The sequence below is a fragment of the Psychromonas hadalis ATCC BAA-638 genome (assembly GCF_000420245.1).
Taxonomy (GTDB): Bacteria; Pseudomonadota; Gammaproteobacteria; order Enterobacterales; family Psychromonadaceae; genus Psychromonas; species Psychromonas hadalis.
Genome location: NZ_ATUO01000033.1, coordinates 1 through 22,429, shown reverse-complemented (window position 1 = coordinate 22,429; position 22,429 = coordinate 1). Strand labels below are relative to the sequence as shown.

The window sequence follows — 22,429 nt, the reverse complement described above, 5'->3', positions numbered from 1 at the left end:
ATTTATATTAAATTATGCAGATAACTTAACTGTGACGTAGTTAAAACTTTCTATTTTTGAAATTATGGTTACAATGTGCGCACTTGGGGAATTGGCAAAAAATTAAGTCCAAATAACCTGCTTATACCAATTAGATAAACGCAACAAAACACTGTTAAGTTTATCTAATTGGTATTTTTTTCAATTGTTACTTTTTGAGGCACATCATGTCGTTAGATAAATTAAGAAATATAGCTATCATTGCTCACGTTGACCACGGTAAAACTACCCTTGTTGATAAATTATTAGAGCAATCTGGCACCTTAAATTCACGCGGTGGTAATGAAGAGCGTGTAATGGACTCTAACGATTTAGAGAAAGAACGTGGTATTACCATTCTTGCTAAAAATACTGCGATTGAGTGGGGCGGTTACCACATCAATATCGTAGACACACCTGGACATGCGGACTTCGGTGGTGAAGTTGAGCGTATCATGTCAATGGTAGACAGTGTTCTTCTGCTGGTTGATGCCGTTGACGGTCCTATGCCACAAACGCGTTTTGTAACACAAAAAGCATTTGCAATGGGTTTAAAACCGATTGTTGTTATTAATAAAATCGATAAACCTGGCGCGCGCCCAGAATGGGTTATTGATCAAGTATTTGATCTGTTTGATAACCTTGGCGCAACCGATGAACAGTTAGACTTTAAAGTGGTTTATGCTTCTGCATTAAACGGTTGGGCAAACTCAGAGTCTGACGAGCCAACTGAAAACATGGAACAACTGTTCCAAGCGATTGTTGATGGTGTTGATGCGCCTGATGCTGATCGTGATGGTGATTTGCAGATGCAAATTTCACAGCTTGATCACAACTCATATGTAGGTGTTATCGGCGTAGGTCGTATCATGCGTGGTAGCGTTAAAACAAATCAACAAGTAACCGTTGTTGGTAGTGATGGCAAAGAACGTAAAGCGAAAGTTGGCCAAGTATTAGGTTACTTAGGGCTTGAGCGTCATGAAATTGAAGTCGGTCAAGCGGGGGATATTGTTGCTATTACGGGTTTAGGCGAACTTAAAATTTCTGATACCGTTTGTGCACAAAACAATGTTGAAGCATTACCACCATTGAGTGTTGATGAACCAACAGTGACCATGACTTTCCAAGTAAATAACTCGCCATTCTGTGGTAAAGAGGGTAAATATGTTACTTCTCGTAATATTCTTGACCGTCTAAACAAAGAGCTTGTGCATAATGTGGCACTTAAAGTTGAAGAGACTGGCGATCCTGATAAATTTAAAGTATCGGGTCGTGGTGAACTGCATTTAGCCATTTTAATTGAAACCATGCGTCGTGAAGGTTTCGAGCTCGCTGTATCACGTCCAGAAGTTATCGAAAAAATGATTGATGGCGTGTTACATGAACCAGTTGAAACATTAACCATTGACTGTGAAGAGCAACATCAAGGCTCTATTATGGAGCAACTTGGTATTCGTAAAGCTGAATTAAGCAATATGACACCAGATGGTAAAGGGCGTATACGTTTAGACTTTATGATCCCAAGTCGTGGTTTAATTGGTTTCCAAACTGAATTCATGACCATGACATCGGGCTCAGGTCTGCTTTACCATAGCTTCGATCATTACGGTCCTCATAAAGGCGGTAAGATTGGCCAGCGTCAAAATGGCGTATTAGTGTGTAATCAAGCGGGTAAAGCGGTTACTTACTCACTGTTCTTCCTACAAGATCGTGGTCGTCTGTTCCTTGGTCACGCAACAGAAGTCTATGAAGGTCAAATCATCGGTATTCATAAACGTTCTAACGATTTAACGGTGAACTGTATTCGTGGTAAACAGTTAACCAACGTACGTTCTTCTGGTACAGATGACGCACAAGTACTTTCTCCTGCAATCATCATGACACTTGAGCAAGCACTTGAATTTATCGATGTTGATGAATTGGTCGAAGTAACACCAAAAAGTATTCGTATTCGTAAGAAACTACTTTCTGAAAGTGAACGTAAACGTGCAGCGCGCCCTAAAAAAGGTGAATAAACGCTAACGTTTGACTAAAGATGAAGCCTCTATCTGGTAAAACTGGATAGAGGCTTTTTTTTTGTGCTATTTTGATAATTAAAAATAAGGATATGTGATGAATAAACAGCTTATGATTGAAAAAAGTAAAACCGCTTGGTGCTACCTGTTATTTTTATACTCACGTTGTCAGCAAGACAACATTAAAGTACCTGCTGGGCATTTGGCTTACGTGACCTTGCTCTCTATCGTACCTTTTTTAGCGGTTATCTTTTATATGCTCTCTGCCTTTCCGATGTTCTCTGAGCTAAATGAGGTGATGGAAGATCTGATTTACAATAACTTAGTGCCTACCTCGGGCGATGCGATCAAAGATCATGTCAGTGGTTTTATTGAGAACACCCAAAAGATGAGTATGATGGGGCTTGCTTCATTAGTGGTGATTGCGTTAATGCTTATCTATACCATCGATCAAACCATTAATCGTATTTGGCGCTGTAAGAAAAAACGCTCTATTGTGCAGGCCTTTACTATCTATTGGACCATTCTCAGTCTTGGCCCCATTATTCTAGGCAGTAGTATTGCATTGAGCTCCTACCTATTTTCAATTGTGCAAGCACAAGGTTTTCTCTCTATTGGTCAGCAGTTATTAAGTTTCATGCCGTTTGTTATCGCTTGGGCTGCTTTTACAGGTGTTTATACCTTAGTGCCTCATCAACGTGTGAGTTTTCGTTATTCAGTCGTCGGTGGGTTTGTTGCTTCGCTGTTACTTACATTAGGCACGGATCTTTTTAGTCTATATATTACTAATTTCCCCTCTCAGCAAATAATTTATGGTGCATTAGCGGTGATCCCTATCTTATTTGTATGGGTTTATTTCAATTGGTTAATTGTTCTATTTGGTGCAGAGGTGACAGCAACGTTAGAGGAGTATTTAGTGGTGCATAAATCAGAGAAGGCGACATCATGATTGCATTAATTCAACGAGTGACCAAAGCCGATGTTGAGGTCGAAAGTCATGTTGTTGGCAAGATAAAAACAGGTTTATTGGTTTTATTAGCGGTTGAAAAGGGCGATGATGATAAAAAATGTCAACGTCTTGCCCAAAAAGTGATGACGTATCGACTTTTTGCTGATGAAAATGACAAAATGAATCTCAATGTACAACAAGTAGGAGGTGACCTACTGGTTATTTCCCAATTTACCTTAGCGGCGACAACGAATAAAGGCAATCGCCCGGGGTTTTCTAATGGTGCAGAGCCAAGTGAGGCTAAACGACTTTATGAACGCTTCAGCCAACACTGCCGTGATAACGAGTTGCTTGTTGAAAATGGCGTTTTTGGTGCTGATATGCAAGTTAGCTCAACGAATAACGGGCCAGTTACTTTTTGGCTACAGGTATAAACTTTTTTGGGAATAGGTTGTCTATCTATTTCTACTTATTTAATGAGAATTTTCTATGTCGCGATCTATATTACGATCTATTTTAGCTGTTTTATCTTTAGGAATATTTATGACACCCGTTGCCATCGCTGTTACCTCTCCTGTATTTAAAGTCAATGAAACTACGATAAAAAAGAGTCCTAATGATGACCGTGATTATCAACTGATCACCCTCAGTAATGAGCTTGAAGTGTTGTTGATTTCTGATCCCGATTTAGAAAATAGTGCGATCTCGCTCTCTGTGCCAGTGGGCAGCATGCATAACCCTGAAAGCCAATTGGGTTTAGCGCACTATTTAGAGCATATGCTGTTTTTAGGATCAGAGCGTTATCCAATTATTAACGAATACAGTAAATTTATGAGCCAAAACGGGGGTTATACCAATGCTTATACGTCGCAAGAAAGTACTGTTTATGGTTTTGAAGTTAACGATAAAGCGTTTGATGAAGCGTTAGATCGTTTAGGTGATGTGATGCGCTCACCACTGCTTGATGAAAAATACGCTGAAAAAGAGCGTCATACCGTCAATGCAGAGCATAAAACCTATTTCGATAATGATATGCGTAAGTTGTATGCCTTACAACGTTATACCCTGAACCCTGAACATCCAATGGCACGTTTTAGTACTGGTGATTTAACGACGTTAGTCGATAAAGAGGGCAGTAAGTTACAAGATGAATTGGTTAACTTTTTTGATGAGCACTATTCTGCCAATACCATGAAAGTTGCGTTAACCAGTCCGCGTTCTATTGCTGAACTGGAAAAAGTAGCCAGTCTTTATTTGACTCAAATCCCCAATAAAAAAACCAATAGACCGATCATTCTCACGCCGATGTTAACCGCTAAAGAGTTAGCCATAAAAGTCGAGATGAAACCGACTGCTGACATTAAATTACTACAAGTAAACTTTTTAGTGCCCAGCGTAAAAGATGAATATATGTATCAGCCCGGCGCTTATATCAGCCGTTTGTTAGGCTCTGATCATCAAGGGGGCTTATCGGATAGTTTAATTAAAGCGGGGTTAGTTGATTCAGTGATGGCAGGTTTTTATGCACCACACAGTGAGCTTTACTCACGTTTTTCGTTACAGTTTAAACTGACCAATAAAGGCATCGAATCACAACAGCAAATAATGGCCACTCTGTTTGCTTTTATAGCGTTGATAAAAACAGAGGGGATCAATGAAACGCAGTTCACTGAGCAAAAGAAAAGCCTAGAGACACGTTTTAAATTCTTAACTAAGCATTCTGGGTTTAACTATGTGATGGGCTTATCGGCCAATATGCAAACCTACCCCGTGAAAGATATTCTCTACTTTCCTTATCGTTTAGATGCTTTTAACGCGAAATTTATTAGTGAGTTGTTAACCTATTTAACCCCTGAAAACAGTCGTCTATTTTTGCTTGCACCGAATGCAAAGGGGGGAACAAAAATCCCTTACTATCAAGGTGAGTATGCGGTTGAAAAGATCTCAACTAAACAACAAAAAAAATGGTTAACAGAGGCGAAATCAATCTCGTTAGTATTACCTGCGAACAACGAATGGTTGCCAGAAAATCTCACCATTGTGGAAAAACAACACCGCGGTAAAGCCGTGCAACTTATTAAGCAGACAGGTCATTCTGTTTGGTTTGCACAAAGCGCTACACTTGAAGAGCCTAAAGCAAGTTTTAAATTGCAATTAAATAGTGATATTAGCGATCAAAGTGCCCAAAATAGAGTGAGTATGAGCTTGCTACTCACGATGCTTAAAAAGCAGTTTTCAGAGCTTAACTTTGTTACCCAAGAGGCGGGGCTTAACTTCTCTATCGGTCAATCAAATGGTCTATTAATTAGTACATCAGGTTACAGTGATAAACAGGATAAACTGTTGCTGACTGTCGTTGACCATATTAAAAATGCACAATTTAGTGAGCAATCACTACAGCTTGCAAAGCAAGAGTTACAACGCGGTTTGAATAATAAAGTGAAAATGAAAGCGTTAGATCTCGCATTGGCTGGTTTTCGACAAGTGATCCGTCAACCTGCATGGTCAGATGAAGCGCTATTAGCTGAAATAGAAGGGCTGAGCCTGAAACAGATTGCGCAGTTTAAAGATAAGATATTTGAGCAATCAACAGTGCGTTTATTGGCGTTGGGCAACTTAACAAAAGCACAAGTGTTAGCCGTTGATAAACAGCTGATGCAACGAGTAACCATCCAAGAAAAATCATTTTATAATATCAAACGTTTGCAAGCAGATGTTGAGCAAGGGGCGCTAAATTACACCTTAAAATCACAGATGCAAGACGATGCATTCGTGATGGTTCACCTTACTGATTTGCATGGGGATAAAGCGTCGGCTACCTCTGAGTTATTAAATAAGTTATTACAGCCTGCTTTTTACGATCAGATACGTACTCAAGAGCAGCTCTCCTATTCCCCTTTCACTGCCTCATTTAGTGTTAATGAATATGTTGCGTTTGGTCTATTTACACAAAGTCCTGCTGCCAGTAATAGTGAGCTTTATGCTAGATTTAATGATTTCCTGGTTAACTTCCAAAGCAAGCTGAATGAGACCACAGAGGTTAAATTCAAAAAAATGCAAGCAGCACATATTGCGAACTATACCGCTAAGCCAACGTCACTAATGGCTGAGTTTAATTATTTAAGCAATGAGTGGCTGACATTAAAAGAGAAGATAAACCACAAACCTGCTTATATAGAGGCACTACGCTCAGTGTCGTTAAAAGAGGTGCAAGCTTTCTATCATAATCTGTTTGTAAACAAGAAAAGTAGACAACTTATTCTAATACAGGTGCAGGGACAGAAGTTTATTCAATCCCCAGTGCTAGCATTAGAAAAACAAATTGCGATTCACAATGTTGATAAATTAAATAAATAAAACTAAACAACTGAGATAGTTATCACTGAAAAAACTATCTCAGTTGTTGTTTTTTCACTCACTGTTCACAAAAAAGACATGACAATACTATCTTTCTGTGTTTATTTGATAAAATGTTCACTATATCGCGTTAAATTTTCACCAAAGAGTCCAATTTTCATGATTGCTGTTATTTTCATCCGTTTATCCAGAGCCTCTCTTTTTTTACTGTTATCTCTATTGAGCTTAACACCTATTGCGCTTGCATCTGATTTAGATCTGACCCTCGATGAACGCAATTATATTGAGTTAAACCCTGTTATTAAAGTGCATGCAGAAAAGTCTTGGCGACCTTTCAACTTTATTGAAAATAATGAGGTAAAAGGTTATTCCAATGACTTGATGCGTTTAGTGGCAAAAAATGTGGGTTTAGAGATTGATTTTGTAGTGGGCTATCACTGGAATGATTACCTGATGATGCTTAAAAATGGTGAAATTGATGTGATCACCAATATGAAACGCACTCCTGAGCGAGAAAAGTATGCAATATTTACACAATATAAACCACTCAAAGCAATTAACGGTTTATTAACCTTCGATGAAACGTCTCATTATTTAGATTTTAACTCTCTGAAAAATAAGAATGTTGCTGTGGTACGTGGTTTCTTTTATGAGGAGTTAATGCGCACTCATTTTCCTGATATCAACGTATTGTTAACCAATAGTACCGAGGAGTCTGTTGAACAATTAGTATTGGGACATGTTGATGCTGTTTTGGACTCTTATGCGGTGATTAACTTTTATATACAACGCTATTTTATTACTGGTGTGACCAATGCGCCTCTGTTTGAAAATACCGTTTTTAACCATCTAGCTCAATATATGGGGGTGAATAAAAGTAACCCTATTTTGCGTAATATTCTTGATAAAGGGTTACATAAAATAACCGAGGATCAATTAGTTAAGTTGCAGCAGAAATGGTCATTAATGGAGAACAAAGATAGCCAATTTGTAGATACGAGTTTTCAACAAATCATGCCAATGTTCAGTGAAAGTGAACACCATTACCTAAAGTCTAAAACAGTATTAAAAATGTGTGTCGATCCTGATTGGTTGCCTATTGAGGGAATTCGTCACGGCGTTTATACCGGCATGGGAGCGGATTTTGTGCATCTTTTTGAGCAACGTTTACCTACCCCCATTAAACTTATACAAACAGAGAGTTGGCCACAAACATTACGTTACATGAAGCAAGGATTATGTGATTTTATTCCTATTATTAGCCGTACTGAGCAACGAGACAATTTCTTAGTATTTACCTATCCCTATTTGCGCTTTCCACTGGTGTTGGTGACTAAAAAAGAGCGTTTAGTACATAAGTTAGAACAAGTTTTACATAGACCGATCGGTGTCGTTAAAGACACCTCCTATAAAGAGGCGTTTGAAAAAAATTATCCACAAGGTGATTTACGAGAATATACCTCCGCTGCGGCTGGTTTACAGGCAGTAAAAAGTGGTGAAATTTATGCTTTTATTGATTCACTGCCGGTGATAGCAAAACATATTAAACAAAATCACCCAGAGTTAAAAATTGTCGATAAAATTGATTATCAGCACACACTTTCACTCGCCACTTCTCTGCTTGACCCCGTTTTAATGGATATTTTTAATAAAGTGATTGCCACCATTTCAGTACAACAGCATGAAGAGATCGTCAATCGCTGGTCCCCCTTAATTTATGAAACAAAAGAGGATCTTACTTGGCTTTGGGCGGTTTTGATTGTCATCATGATACTCTTTTTATTGCTGATTTTTCGTAATCAAGTGCTTAAAAAGAGTAATTTTAAACTTCAGAAGATGCAAAATAAGCTTGAAGCGTTAGCGATGCGTGACGTTTTAACGGGCTTACCTAATCAACACTATTTTATCGAACAACTTGATAAAGAGTGGGCGCGTGCAAACCGCTCGCTGCAACCACTTTCTGTGGTGATGTTTGATATTGACCACTTTAAAAAATTTAACGACAAATATGGGCGTTTAGCGGGAGATCGCTGTTTAATTGAATTCTCTCGGCGCTTACAAGTGACCATTAAACGCCCAGCGGATCTGCTTGCGCGTTATAGTGGAGAGGAGTTTGTACTTATTCTACCTGAAACTAATGAAAAGGGTGTTGAAGCAATTGTTGTAGAGCTTTTTAAACTGCTTGAGCAGTGGGCATTACAGCATTCAGATTCTCCATGTTGTAAAATATTGACGGTCAGTGCAGGTGCTGCGACACTCAAATATAACAGTAAATACGGTGCTGAAGAGCTAATTCGTCGTGCTGATAATGCACTTTATAAAGCACAGCAAAATGGTCATAAGCAACTTGTACAGTATCAGAAAAAAAGCAGTGATTAGTTTTTTTAAATTATCTCTATTTTGTTATAATAGCCTTCATTTTTAAGAAGGCTTTTTATTATGCGTCCCAGCAACCGATCCCCTGAACAAAACCGTGAAATCAAAATTACCCGACATTTTACTGCTTATGCTGAAGGTTCAGTATTGATCGAAGTGGGTAATACTAAAGTCTTATGCAACGCTTCTGTTTCAAACTCTGTACCACGTTTTTTAAAGGGTAAAGGTAAAGGCTGGATAACGGCTGAATACGCAATGCTACCTCGTGCAACGCATACTCGTAATATACGTGAAGCAGCTAAAGGTAAACAGAGTGGCCGTACTTTAGAAATTCAGCGTTTGATTGCGCGTTCACTGCGTGCAGCTGTTGATTTAGATGCCTTTGGTGAGAATATGATCACCGTTGATTGTGATGTTATTCAAGCAGATGGAGGTACTCGCACGGCCTCTATTACTGGCGCTTGCATTGCACTTGCCGATGCACTGAACTGGATGGTTGCAGAGGGGAAAATCAAAAAAAGTCCACTCAAGCAGATGATTGCAGCGGTTTCTGTGGGTATCTACAAAGGCAATCCTATTTGTGATTTAGATTACGATGAAGATTCAAATGCACAAACTGATATGAATGTTGTAATGACAGAAACAGGTGGCATGATTGAAATTCAGGGTACTGCTGAAGAGGGGGCGTTTAGCCATGAAGAGTTATTAGTCATGCTAAGCCTGGCGAAAAATGGTATCGATAAGTTAGTGATTGAACAGAAAAAAGCATTAAATGGAGTGTAAAAAATGAAAGATTATCAAAAAGAGTTTATTGAGTTTGCGATTGAAAAACAGGTATTAAAATTTGGTGAATTTACCCTAAAATCAGGCCGAGTAAGTCCTTACTTCTTTAATGCGGGGCTGTTTAATACCGGTTTAGATTTAGCGCGTTTAGGACGTTTTTATGCAGCTGCTTTGCAAGATTCAGGTATCGATTATGACCTGTTATTTGGGCCTGCGTATAAAGGTATTCCTATTGTCACTACGACAGCGGTTGCATTATCAAATGACTATAATTTGGATTTACCTTACTGCTTTAACCGTAAAGAAGCTAAAACTCACGGTGAGGGTGGCAGTCTAGTCGGGGCTGATCTTAAAGGTAAAGTGATGTTGGTTGATGATGTTATTACTGCGGGTACAGCGATTCGTGAATCAATGGATATTATCAATGCCCATGACGCAGAGCTTGCAGGTGTTTTGATTGCATTAGATCGTCAAGAGAAAGGAAAGGGTGAGCTTTCTGCGATTCAAGAGATTGAGCGTGATTACAGTGCTAAAGTTATCTCTATTGTACAATTGAGTGATGTGGTGAGTTATTTAGAAACATTACCAGAAATGCAACAGCATCTTGAGTCAGTAACCGCATACCGCGCACAGTACGGTATTTAAAATGTAACTACTCAGGTCGTTGCCATTTAAGCCTACTTCTTCGTTGAAAAATGCTCATTTATAGTACTAAACTGTGCTTTTTCGCCTTGAATTAGGCATAAATGGCTTAGCCCTAAGCATTTACTCGCTAGTGATAAAAATAAACAATCGATAGCTGTTTTATTTTCATTATATTTTAAATTGCTTCACGACCTCATTAAGCTCATTTGCGAGTGATTCAACTAATTGGTTGCATTTTTCGATATTGTTGTAACTTAGTTGCATCTCACTGTAACCATCTTGAATATGTACCATATTACGATTTATCTCTTCGGTAACACTACTTTGCTCTTCGGCTGCAGTGGCAACTTGCTCATTCATTAAATTAATTTGATTAATACTGTCAGTGATATGTGAGATATCTTGACCTGTTTGCTTGGCATCATGGACACTCTTATCAACCATCTCAATGCCTTTCGACATGGCTGTTTGCGCTGCATGTGAACTTGATTGTAGCTCAGTGATCATCGTCTCAATTTCACTGGCTGAGTCTTTGGTTTGCATTGCGAGGCTACGGACTTCATCGGCAACAACGGAAAAACCACGACCTGATTCGCCTGCGCGTGCGGCTTCAATGGCGGCATTGAGGGCTAATAGATTGGTTTTTTCGGATATATCTTTAATTACATTCAGAAATTTTCCAATATTAAGGGCTGACCCATTGAGTTTTTCAATGATCTTAGAGGCATTATTAAGCTCGGTTGATAGATGATTAATATTGGTAATGGTCTCTTCAACTTCATGGTTACCATGCTGACTTTCACTGCTTGCTTTTGCTGTTTCTTCTGAAGATTGCATTGCATTACGTGCAATTTCTGCCACCGTACTACTCATCTCTGTGGTGGCAGTAACGACTTGTGTTACTTGATCAGAACCACTGTTTATCTTGGCTTCAATCATGTGACTATTTTGGATATTTTCCACTAAACTGGTTTTTAACATCTCTGCTGTATTTTGTATCTTTTCAACTAACCCTTGCAGATGTGAAACAAGTTGATTGATGGTATTGCCAATTTCGCCCAGTTCATCGCGGCTATTTATTTCTATACGCAGTGTTAAATCATTACTGTTGGTGATTTGGGTTAATTTTTTAGTGATTTCTGCAATCCCTTTATGTAATTGTGTGGCGATATAAAAAGAGAGCCACAGTACAAAAATAAGCGGGATAACAATAATGATTACGAGTGTAGTTAAGCGGTCATTTTTATTATCGATCAGTGCAATGTTTTGACTATGTAACTGTTTCAGTAGTGTCACCTCGACTGATTTCAGCAGGTTTATTTTCTGAGTGATGGTATTAAACCAGATTGTGGGATCAACATTAAAGTCACCTTTATTCATTTTGCTGAGCGCTATTTGACGGTAGCTTTGCACCTTTTGAATTGCCTTTCCTGTCACCGTTTTCTTATAAATTGTTAGTTGCTCTGTGGTGGCGTGTGCGCTGAATTTATCAAAATAGGCTTGTTGTTCTGCTAATAAACGGATAAATTTTTCAAGCAGAGCAGGAGTGAAATTGTCTTTTGTGAATACATTACTAAGCACAGCGCGCTCGATACCAGCACGTTCTTTATGTTGTAAAAAACTACCGATAGCGACCGATGATATTGCTAACCCTACATTTTGATTTTGGTTAGCGCTGTTGTCAATAATGGAGAGTAGTAGGGCGTTAAGCTGGGTGTAAAAAGTAATCTCCTCTTTAATGCTAACGGATAAGTTATCGACCCGATTGCGCATATCCGCTATTTTATTGAGTTGCTGGGTCACCTGTGAAAAAAGTGTGACTAAATGTGGCGTCAGGGTTTTGTTTTCTATAAACATCTCTAGGGTTTTACGTTTCTGATCGGTGGTTTGACGATGTTTTTTAATGGCGTTTTGGAATTTATTGCCTTTTGAGGAGAGATAACCTGCGGATGCGCCACGCTCTTTTTGTAACTCATGCACTAACAGCGCGCTCACTGAGGCTGAATCTGTTAATACTAAACTCTCTTCAAGTGCGACTTTCTCTTGGTAAGTTTGTACAAAGTTATAACCTGCAAAACAGATAAAACCTAAAAGTGGAAAAAGTGTTAAGCCAAAAAGTTTACAGCGAATAGAGAGGTTATTAATAAAAACAAACATGATTTTTTCCTATAATTAAAGTCTTTTTAATTGTAGGGGAAATAAGGGGGGTTTCAAGATTAAATAGGTTATTTGAAAATAATTTTCTGGGAAAAGTAATGAGCTAGATCAAATTGTGATCTAGCTCATTAATATTACTCCTGTAATTGATCTACTTTTAGCGCTTTTGTTTCATCAAACTCTTTTCTTTTTTGATGTTTGCTCGCGATAAAGGAATAAATCACTGGTAAAATAAATAGTGTAAACAGTGTACCAATTGATAAACCTGCCACGATAACAATACCGATACCAAAACGACTTACCGCTCCTGCTCCTGTTGCAAATAATAGTGGAATTAGACCTGCTACCATTGCCGCTGTGGTCATCAAGATTGGACGTAAACGCACTGTTGCTGCTTTTTTAACTGCATCAATACGATTTAAGCCATTATGCAACTGTTCCTCTTTAGCTACTTCTGCAATTAAAATACCATGTTTAGTGATAAGCCCGACCAGTGTTATCAAACCCACTTGGGTGTAAATATTCATGGTGGCTGCTCCCCATGCAAGGGCAACTAATGCACCACTAATTGCAAGTGGTACTGTCATTAGAATCACCAGTGGATCACGGATACTTTCAAACTGACTCGCGAGTACTAAGAAGATAATCAATACCGCAAGCAGGAAGGTCATATATAACGCACTGCCCTCTGTTACAAACTGACGTGCTTCACCGAGATAATCATGACGATAACCTTGTGGTAGTTTTGTGGTCGAAAGTTCTTCAAAGAAGTTAATTGCATCACCCATTGCAAAACCAGGGGCGAGTACCGCACCAATCGTTGCGCTGTTTAGTTGGTTAAAGTGTGGCAAGGAACGTGGTTCGGCAACGATATCAATGGTGATCAGTTCACTGAGCGGTAACATGTCGCCATTTTTTGCTCTCACAAAAAAGTTACCTAATTTATCGGGTGATAAACGGTATTTACGTTCAACCTGTGCGATCACTTCATAACTACGCCCATCAAGATCAATACGATTTAGGTAACCATCACTCAGTAGTGTGCCTAAGGTGATACCAATATCTTGCATGGTTACACCATAAGCACCGGCTTTATCTCGGTCGATACTGATATTCATGGTTGCAGAGTCAAACGCTAAATCAAGTTCTGAGTAAACAAAGTTAGGGTTTGCTTGTGTGGCTGCTAATACATCGCTAGCAATCTCCACCAAACTCTCAAATGGATTTGAAGTGGTGATCACAAATTGCACCGGTAAACCACCTGATGAGCCTGGAAGTTCAGGCATCTGGAATGCTGTTGTTGCAACTGCAGGGACGCTATTAAAGCCATCTTTTAGGTTGGTTGCTAGTTGTTTAGGGTCAATATCTCGCTGACTCCAAGGTTTCATAATTGCGATACCAAATGCTTGGTTTGCATTAGGCACACCTGACATTGCTAAGCTACTTTGTACAGAGGGTTGCTCTGCAATCATACCGGTGATCACCTTCATGCTATTTTCGATATAGTCTAAATTGGCATTCGAGGGGCCTTTAGACATCATCATTAATGCACCTTTATCTTCAGATGGCGCAAGCTCAGAAGGGATAGATTTGAATAAAAAGGGCAGTGAAGCAAATACTAATAGTGCAAAGACAATCACTGCAGGTCGACGTGTCATCAGCTTATCTAATAAGCGCCCGTAACTATTTGTTAATCTTGTTAATGCGCCATCAACTGTTCTCTCAAAACGGTTTGGTTGATGATTACTTTTTAGCATCACGCTACACATCATTGGAGACAGTGTTAAGGCAATGAAGCCTGATACAAATACCGCCCCTGCAAGTGTTAATGCAAATTCTGTAAATAGCGCGCCTGTTATACCGCCCATTAAGGCGATAGGAGCATAAACGGCAGCCAAAGTGATAGTCATTGAGATAACTGGAACGGCTATTTCGCGTGTACCGATAATGGCTGCACGAAAGGGTTCTTCACCTGCTTTGATATGCCTATCGATATTTTCGACCACTACAATCGCATCATCTACCACCAAGCCGATAGCCAGTACCATTGCTAATAGTGTCATCAGATTGATAGTAAAACCAAACATCTGCATCACGACTAATACACCAATCAGTGACAGAGGAATGGTGATGATTGGGATAACAACCGCACGCCATGAGCCTAAAAAGAGAACCATGACCACTAATACAATTGCACCCGCCTCAAGAATAGTTTTAATTACCTCTGAAATGGACTCCTCAATGGCGATGGTAGAGTCATATAGCACTTCCATATTGATGGAGCTAGGGTTGTTTTTTTGTAGATCAGGCAACATATTGCGCACGCCCGCAGTAATGTCGAGTGGATTCGCGGTAGGGGCCGCATCAATAGCAACAATGACCGCATTGTTGCCATTGGCCATTGCACGATAGATATCGTGGCTTTTTTCTAGTGATACACGAGCAATATCTTGCAAGCGAATTGTTTTGCCTTTTTCTCGTGTGGCAATAATAAGGTTTTCTAGCTCATCTGTCGTAGAAACTTGTGTTTTAGTATTACCATTAAACAACGTGTAATAGCTGTTTGCTTGACCTGTGGCAGATTGAATATTGTTGGCTTGTAAAATTTGTACCACATCTTTTGTTGTTAAATTAAAACCCGCCATACGTTCAGGGTCAAGCCATATACGCATTGCAAAAGCAGTACCGCCATAAAGGTTTACTTTGGCAACACCATTTATACTAAATAGCTGAGGTTTGATAACGCGTTCAAGATAATCGGTTATCTGGCTGGCATTGAGTTCTTCGCTTGAGAAAGAGATATAAATAACCGAGGTGCTTGAGCCGGTGCTGAGGTCAATGGTTGGATCTTCTGCTTCACTAGGCAATTGTGAACGAACGCTGTTTACCTTGGCAAGAATATCCGCCACTGCACCGTTCGGATCAGTATTGAGTTTCATATACACGGTGATACTGGAAACACCCATATAACTTTGTGACGTCATAAAGTCGATATTATCAGCCTGCGCAATCGCTTGCTCTATCGGTTGAGTGATAAATCCTTGGATCAAGTCGGCATTTGCACCATAGTAACTGGTGCTTACCGTGATCACGGTATTAATCATGTTGGGATATTCGCGCACCTGCATTTTGCTCAGTGCTTGAAAGCCTAATAAAACAATCAATAAGCTCAGTGAAATAGCTAATACTGGGCGCTTTATAAAAATATCTGTAAATTTCATAATAGTCCCTACAGTGCTGGAATTTTAGCTGGTTTATTAAGAATATCTGACTCAGTGATAGTGATATGTGAGCCATTACTTAAACGAACCTGTCCACTAGTGACGATAATATCATCTGCTTTAAGGCCTGATAAAACATGGATATCACCATCTTTACTCTTACCCAGTTTTACAATCTTTTGGTCCACTTGCTTAAACGCTTTACCCGCTTCTGTTTTTTGTTCTGAAATAAGGTAAACCGTTTCACCATATAGTGTGTAGTTAATAGCGGTTTCAGGAATCGCTATCTGCTCATTTAATGTAGGTAAAATAATGTTGGCTTTAGCAAACATACCAGAGCGTAGTTTACGATCTTTATTAGGGATATCAGCTTGCACTTGAATAACACCGCTTTGGTAGTTAACCGCAGGTTCAATAGCAGAAATAGTGCCTTTGAATGTTTTTCCTGCTTGTGCGTCTACAAAAATATCCATTGCTTGGCCAATATGAATTTTATTAAGATCATTCTGTGGAATAGTAAAGCGCAATTGCATACGACTTATATCTTCTAAGCGCACAATATCAGTACCATCTTTTAAATATTGCCCCATGAAAACATTACGTAATCCTGCAATACCATCAAACGGTGCACGGATAATACGGCGACTAATCGTTGCTTGATACCCTTCTATTTGCCCTTGTAAGGTCAGCAGATCTGCTTCTGCTTCATCGACTTTACCCTGTGATACTGAACCTTTTTTAAACAAAGAAAGCATACGTTTGTATTGACGTTCTACCGCAGGTAAACGTCCTTTTGAAGCTTTCAGATTTGCTTTTTCAACTTCAGAGTCAAGGTAGACGAGTGCATCACCCACTTTTAATTTTTGACCAGACTCAAAATTTATTTTAACAATTTTTCCTGGTACTTCATTAGCGACCGTGACCCCTTGAATGGGTTCGATAAAACCAATCGCACGTAGATGCGGAGTCCAGTCTTCCGTTTTGATGGTGATACTGGTCACTGGGAATTCTGGAATTGGGCGATTAGCTAAATATTCTTTGATTTTTTGTGCTTTAAACATATTAAAACCAATGACACTACCAAAGACGAGTATTGCTAATACGATTGCTGACGCGATCCATTTTTTCATTGTCTTACCTTAAATAATTAAAATTAGTGTGTTGTTAAATTTTGTTGTGAGGGCTGGCGTTGAATAACTTGCCATGATGCATCACGTACTTGCATTAAGACTTGTTCATCTATTTGTAAACATTCTTTTAATACTTTTTTCGCGAGGTTAATAGCACTATCAAAACTGAGTGCAACTAATGCGGGTATCGGCCAATCATGAAGCTGCTTTTCGTTTATACCTTGTTGATAAAATTCAATCAAGGGTAAAAATGTAACATCTTCAAAAAGGGTGAGCGTTTGTTTATCTGAGTTTGGCATAAAATAGAGCATTTCAATGACCGTGAGGCGTTGTGGATTTTTTAATACCGCATTGAATGCATTACGCCACAGTAAATCGTATTTTTGTTTTGCTGTTTGCAATTCAGACCAGCCACAAAAAATAGTTTGTGATGCTTCAAAGCGAATGTGTCGATGAAGCTCAACCATCAACATCTCTTTGTTTTCAAAATAACGATAGATAGTACCCGCCGCAATGCCTGCTGTTTTAGCTAATACTTTCATTGATAAACCATAAAAGCCACGCTCTGCTAAGAGCTGCTCTGCGGCTGCTAATATTTTTTTGCGCTTACCCATTACCAACCCTAAAAATGAATGAACGTTCATTATCATTACTTTTATTTTTTATGCAATAGAAATAGCGCGCTTACGTGATACAATTCAGCAATTATTTATCAATTTGGAGTTGTATATGACAATTTTAGTCACGGGTGGCGCTGGTTATATCGGATCGCATACTGTATTGGAATTATTAGCAACGGATCAAGAGATTGTGGTGGTTGATAACTTATGTAACTCATCAAAAGAATCATTGGCGCGTGTTGCTAAGATCATCGGAAAAAGTGCAACTTTTTATGAGGGTGATATTTTAGATAAAGCGTTCTTAGACTCTGTGTTTGTACAACATAATATTCAGTCTGTTATCCATTTTGCAGGTCTTAAAGCGGTCGGAGAGTCGGTTGCTAAACCTGTTATGTATTACCAAAATAATGTGCAAGGTACATTAACGTTACTGGATGCGATGGCTGATGCGGGGGTGTTTAATTTAGTCTTTAGTTCATCTGCAACGGTTTATGGCGATCCTGCGAGTTTACCTATTCGTGAAGATTTTCCAGTGGGTGGCACAACGAATCCATATGGCACTTCAAAACTGATGGTAGAGATGGTATTACAAGATGTTGCAAAGTCTGATGATCGTTGGTCATTTGCTATTTTACGCTACTTTAACCCTGTCGGTGCGCATATTTCAGGTTTGATTGGTGAAGATCCCAATGGTATTCCTAGCAATTTGCTTCCTTATATTGCGCAAGTTGCCGTTGGTAAACTCAAAGCGTTAGCGGTATTTGGTGATGATTACGATACTAAAGATGGTACAGGTGTGCGTGATTATATCCACGTGGTCGATTTAGCCATTGGGCATCTTAAAGCGCTTGATAAAATTAGCCAAACGACAGGGGTAAATATTTACAATCTAGGTACGGGTAATGGTTACTCAGTACTTGAAATGGTGAAAGCGTTTGAAGTTGCCAGTGGAAAAATCATTGCTTATACCCTATCTCCGCGTCGTGAAGGTGATATCGCTGCTTGTTATGCTGCCCCTGAAAAAGCACTGACGGAGCTTAACTGGCAAGCTGAGCGTGGTTTAGCAGAGATGATGCAAGATGCGTGGCGTTGGCAATCGAACAATCCTAATGGTTATGCAAAGTAACGACTCAGGTTGTCGTAATTTAGGCTTATCTCATCGTTGAAAAATGCTCACAAATTCATCGGGAAGGAATTTGAACATCCAAAGGATGACCCGTAAGGGCGTAGTACAGGATGTACGTAGTATTTAAACCATTAAACTGCGCTTTTTCGCCTTGATCTAAGCCCAATGACTTAGCCCTCAGCAGTCACTATTTTTTAAAATAGAATCGTTAAATAAAAAATCCACTACGGTGGATTTTTTATATGCCTTTTTTAATCAGGTAACGATAGGGGGGCTGATCGATATAACTCTCTATTAACGTGTGATCCATAAAACGACAGAAGCTTGGAATGTCACGTGTTGTTGCAGGATCGTCTGCCACTACCTCTAATAATTCTCCTATTTGCATCTTTCTGACTGTTTTTCGGAGCATCATTACTGGCTCTGGGCAGCGTAGGCCGAGTGTATCTAATATGACAACTTCATTCTTAGGCATTGGGATTGCTCTGTAATAAAAGAGTATTTTTTAAGTCTGAAATACTCTAAGGATATTGAAAAAATGTGACTAAGCTTAATATTATAATTGTGAACTAGATCATGTTATAAGGAGGGCTTATGTTACCAGTAAATGTTCGTATTTATATCTATTTAACGATTTTAATTAGCACAACTGTTATCCCTATTTTACCTTTTGTGGTTATCCAATCAAGCGCTTGGCCGATGGCGATGCTAATGTCATCTGTTGCGCTGTGGGTTGAACTCAGTGAGCGTGATCCCCCAAATACATAACGACTTACTCAAACCAATGTGGGAAACTCTCTTTTAACATGGGGACATAAGTACGCGCAATGGGCAGGCGATCACTTTCTAAGGCTATCTCATATTTTATTTTACTCAGCTGTACAACACGTAATACTTTACGTGGGTTCACTAAGTAGGAACGATGGATCTGCAGTAGGCTTTCATCTTTGAAGTACAGTTTGATATTTTTAAGTCGCAGTGACAGGTAGATAGTCTCTTTGTTATCACAGACTATACCGCTATAACCTTTATCGGCTTGGATATATTTTATATGGTCTTTTTGTGAGGCGATCTCATAGAGTTCTGAAAGCAATTGTGGCTCTTTAGCAAGTTCACTTATCTGTTTACGCATCATTTGAATTTGCGCCACTAAACTTTGAAAATAGGCGATATCATCCTCTAATAGTGGCTCTTTTGTGCGTAATTCAAAACGGTATTGCCCTAAAGATGAGGGTGATATTTCTAATACTTCTGACATATCATCATCGCTCTCAGAGATATGCTGATGGAGTATACTTTGGCCCTCAAAAATGGTGACATTGAGTGCTTTGTTATCATTAACAAAGAGTTCAAAAGCATTAGCGATGAGTTGTTTTATATCGGTCAATTTTTCTGCTTGTAAGCTGAATCTTTGCAGACTCATCAAACGGTTATGTTCATTTCTTTGAGTGTTGTTCGCTATTTTGGCTTCTGCCTTTTGCTCATTCTGTTTATTTTCTTGTACATTTAATAACAGTGCATTGTAATTTTGTCTCTTTTCATTGGTACTTGGTAAGCCAATAAAAAAGATACCGTGATGATCAGTCGTTTGGTAGGAGATGGTAGAACTAAGCATATTTGCACAACGTTTAATTGCTAGTAGCGTTTGTTTTTGATGCATCGTTTCACTGTTGTTGTGTTTTTGTTCTTTTATCTCAAAACCACTCAATGTCCCTTGCTGTATGGTTTTTATATGTAAAATGGTATTTTGGGGATTGCGTTGAGCAAGGTAGGAGAGCAGTAAAATAAACAGTTGTTGTAGATAACTTTGGTCTACTTGCACATTTTTTAAAGCTTGTGAAATATCTAAGCTAATGGTAATACTTTTCTCTTTTAGCTCTGGAAAAATGATTTTTATGGCATTTTGAAAAATAGTGAGCGGTGCTAATGCTTCTGGTTTTGGTAGGCTAGAGCTGTCTGCTAAAGTGGTTTCGTGAAGAAGCTGTTGTACTAATTGGTTTAATTGCTCACTTTGGCGATTAACATTTTCTAGTTTCTGTGCTGTTTCTGCGACTAAAGGTAGCTGTTTTTTATCTATCTGCTGAGAGAGAGATTGTATCCCTTGTAGTGGTGTTTCAATATGTTGCAGTTGTGAGCGCATCTTGATGTATTGCGCTTTATCATCTGCATCTTCTTGCTCTTCACTGTGTTGCTTAACTCGCCAGTAAATAACTAAGGTGAAGACGATAAGCAGAAAAATAAGGGTAATAAGTACTTTGCTTTTATGGGTTTTGTAGACGTTGTTGAGTTGATAGGAGAGTGCTTTAAGTGGATAAAGTTGTGCATAGATTTTACTGAGCAACGAGTCAGAGCCTTTAAGATCGTTATGTATCTGGCGCAGTGCAATACCGTTATAGTTGTGCTGTTTTATATAATCAATTTTATAGGCAATGGAGTCGGCATCTTCATAGGTGATGAAGTGACCATCAAATTTATCTGCGTTGTATAACCAGTGCATCTTGGCACTATCATCCCAAAACTGCTGATACCCCTCGGTGTCCATAAATCCTTTTAAATAACTTTGTGTGTACACACCGGTGCGACCACTATTCGCTGAATCCCAGCTCCCCCAAGATACCTGTTTTGCTTTCTGATATAAGCCATTATTTCTATTTTTAACGCCGTTCCACCCTGTTGCAAATGAGGATATATTAAGAATGAGCTTTTGAGGGGCTACTTTTTGTTTTTTATAAAACTCAAAAATAGTCTCCACACTGCCTACTTCCATTTTTTGGGAAACTAGTTTCTGCTGGGTTTTATCACTTAACATTAATGGCGCAAGATGGTTGCTGTTCTTTTCCCAGTAACCATGGATATAGTTGGTTGGCAGACTAAAGTAGTCTAAGTATTGCTGCGCTCTGTTTATATTCCAGTGGCCTTGAAAACTAGGTTTAGCAGAGGGGGTGATCATTAATGTGTAATATTTTTTATCTTGCATTGCGCCAATATCGAGCACTTCACGCAGTTCTGCAAGTAAGAGATTAAGGTTTTCAGGATCATCACTGCGACTCGCGCCTTTAATTGGGGCAGGCCAATCTATCTCAATGCCATCAAAGTGATATTGTCGGATAAATTTTAGTGCGGAAAGTGCAAAATAGTTACGTGCTTGCGCATTACTTGCAATGTCTGAGTAGTTGCTAGAACGGCCCCAGCCTCCAATTGAGATGATAGTTTGCAGATGAGGGTATTTTTGTTTGGCTTTGTAAAGTTCACCTAAACTACCTTGAAAGGCACCTTTTTTAGGATCGTTATCGGGGTAGCTATGGTTAATATCTGCGTATTCATCACTGACAATCACATTATGTTGTGCATCAATATCTGCGCTTTGGTAAACCAAATGCGTTACCTGTTGGAACGGAATATCACGAATATGGTAGTTAGGCCCATAAATAGCCCACTGTTTATAATAGACAAAAACACTCTCTTGCTCACGAAAGTGTTGGCTTGCAAAGCTAGGCAGTGAAAATAGTATTAAGGTAAGGATGAATAAACGAGATAACACAGAGTGATCCAAACTAAAGGGGAGGGGATGTGCTTAGTATAAAGGAACTATAAATTAGCTGTAAATGTTAGCTTGGAAAATTCGTGAGTTTGGTAGGAATTTAGCCCAACAGTTTGGCTGTTGGGCTAAATAATGAGGCTAAGGAATCGTTATACCAATAACAGTAAATAGCTGATCTATTTTACTGGTTAAAACAACTCACTTCCGCGTTGTAATTTTTGTAAAAGGAACAACCATTTACGTCAACTTACGCCTTGAATTAAGCTGTTTTCCCTGCGGAAAATTTAGATCACATACTTAATGTAATTGGTATTACATAAATAACTTGCGCTAAATTGTTTTCAAAAACCCTAAAATGACGGGTTATTTTGAAAACAAAAACGCAAGTAATTTTGAAGCCGATTCTAATTAGTGTGCTTAACCTGTATTACGTAGGCCGGCAGCAATACCTGCAATAGTGACCATCAATGCTTGGTCGATAACAGGACAGA

The 22,429-nt window shown here is 39.0% G+C and carries 15 protein-coding genes; 9 read left to right on the top strand and 6 right to left on the bottom strand.

From position 1 onward, the window contains the following. Window positions 1-206 precede the first annotated feature (206 nt). From typA to pyrE, 7 genes are all read left to right on the top strand, one after another. Complete coding sequence (typA, locus tag G322_RS0106115; protein ID WP_022940928.1) at window positions 207-2,033, top strand: translational GTPase TypA; 1,827 nt, start codon at window positions 207-209, stop codon at window positions 2,031-2,033. A 97-nt stretch (window positions 2,034-2,130) separates the two neighbouring features. Then, window positions 2,131-2,982 carry a virulence factor BrkB family protein gene (locus tag G322_RS0106110; RefSeq protein ID WP_022940927.1) on the top strand — a complete coding sequence of 284 codons (852 nt, stop codon included), beginning with the start codon at window positions 2,131-2,133 and terminating at the stop codon, window positions 2,980-2,982. After that, window positions 2,979-3,416 carry a D-aminoacyl-tRNA deacylase gene (dtd, locus tag G322_RS0106105; protein WP_022940926.1) on the top strand — a complete coding sequence of 146 codons (438 nt, stop codon included), beginning with the start codon at window positions 2,979-2,981 and terminating at the stop codon, window positions 3,414-3,416. Before G322_RS0106110 ends, dtd begins: the two co-directional genes overlap by 4 nt. Before the next feature lie 109 nt (window positions 3,417-3,525). Then, a complete protein-coding gene (locus tag G322_RS20045; RefSeq protein WP_022940925.1) occupies window positions 3,526-6,339 on the top strand; it encodes an insulinase family protein in 2,814 nt (937 codons plus the stop codon). A gap of 159 nt (window positions 6,340-6,498) precedes the next feature. Continuing rightward, window positions 6,499-8,718 carry a transporter substrate-binding domain-containing diguanylate cyclase gene (locus G322_RS0106095; protein ID WP_022940924.1) on the top strand — a complete coding sequence of 740 codons (2,220 nt, stop codon included), beginning with the start codon at window positions 6,499-6,501 and terminating at the stop codon, window positions 8,716-8,718. A 60-nt stretch (window positions 8,719-8,778) separates the two neighbouring features. Beyond that, window positions 8,779-9,498, top strand: coding sequence for a ribonuclease PH (gene rph, locus G322_RS0106090; RefSeq protein WP_022940923.1), 720 nt, complete (start codon window positions 8,779-8,781; stop codon window positions 9,496-9,498). Between the two features lie 3 nt (window positions 9,499-9,501). After that, on the top strand, window positions 9,502-10,143 hold the full coding sequence (pyrE, locus tag G322_RS0106085) for an orotate phosphoribosyltransferase (protein ID WP_022940922.1): 642 nt from the start codon (window positions 9,502-9,504) through the stop codon (window positions 10,141-10,143). 168 nt (window positions 10,144-10,311) lie between these two features. Here pyrE and G322_RS0106080 read toward each other — a convergent pair whose 3' ends face one another. From G322_RS0106080 to G322_RS22195, 4 genes are all read right to left on the bottom strand, one after another. Beyond that, on the bottom strand, window positions 10,312-12,300 hold the full coding sequence (locus G322_RS0106080) for a methyl-accepting chemotaxis protein (RefSeq protein ID WP_022940921.1): 1,989 nt from the start codon (window positions 12,298-12,300) through the stop codon (window positions 10,312-10,314). Between the two features lie 134 nt (window positions 12,301-12,434). Continuing rightward, window positions 12,435-15,521, bottom strand: a complete 3,087-nt coding sequence (locus tag G322_RS0106075) for a multidrug efflux RND transporter permease subunit (RefSeq protein WP_022940920.1) — start codon at window positions 15,519-15,521, stop codon at window positions 12,435-12,437. Between the two features lie 8 nt (window positions 15,522-15,529). Next, window positions 15,530-16,651, bottom strand: coding sequence for an efflux RND transporter periplasmic adaptor subunit (locus G322_RS0106070; RefSeq protein WP_022940919.1), 1,122 nt, complete (start codon window positions 16,649-16,651; stop codon window positions 15,530-15,532). A gap of 23 nt (window positions 16,652-16,674) precedes the next feature. Beyond that, a complete protein-coding gene (locus G322_RS22195; RefSeq protein WP_156873921.1) occupies window positions 16,675-17,295 on the bottom strand; it encodes a TetR/AcrR family transcriptional regulator in 621 nt (206 codons plus the stop codon). Between the two features lie 85 nt (window positions 17,296-17,380). On the opposite strand from G322_RS22195, the gene galE reads away from it, so the two are divergent. Further along, window positions 17,381-18,397, top strand: a complete 1,017-nt coding sequence (gene galE, locus G322_RS0106060; protein ID WP_022940917.1) for a UDP-glucose 4-epimerase GalE — start codon at window positions 17,381-17,383, stop codon at window positions 18,395-18,397. A 238-nt stretch (window positions 18,398-18,635) separates the two neighbouring features. On the opposite strand, the gene tusA is transcribed toward galE, so the two are convergent. Then, window positions 18,636-18,872 carry a sulfurtransferase TusA gene (gene tusA, locus G322_RS0106055; protein WP_022940916.1) on the bottom strand — a complete coding sequence of 79 codons (237 nt, stop codon included), beginning with the start codon at window positions 18,870-18,872 and terminating at the stop codon, window positions 18,636-18,638. 119 nt (window positions 18,873-18,991) lie between these two features. Between tusA and G322_RS23265 the strand changes: the two genes are divergently transcribed. Beyond that, a complete protein-coding gene (locus G322_RS23265) occupies window positions 18,992-19,165 on the top strand; it encodes a hypothetical protein (RefSeq protein WP_022940915.1) in 174 nt (57 codons plus the stop codon). A 4-nt stretch (window positions 19,166-19,169) separates the two neighbouring features. On the opposite strand, the gene G322_RS0106045 is transcribed toward G322_RS23265, so the two are convergent. Further along, window positions 19,170-21,938 (bottom strand): glycosyl hydrolase family 18 protein, encoded by a 2,769-nt coding sequence (locus G322_RS0106045; protein WP_022940914.1) that lies wholly within the window; start codon window positions 21,936-21,938, stop codon window positions 19,170-19,172. Between the last annotated feature and the right edge of the window lie 491 nt (window positions 21,939-22,429).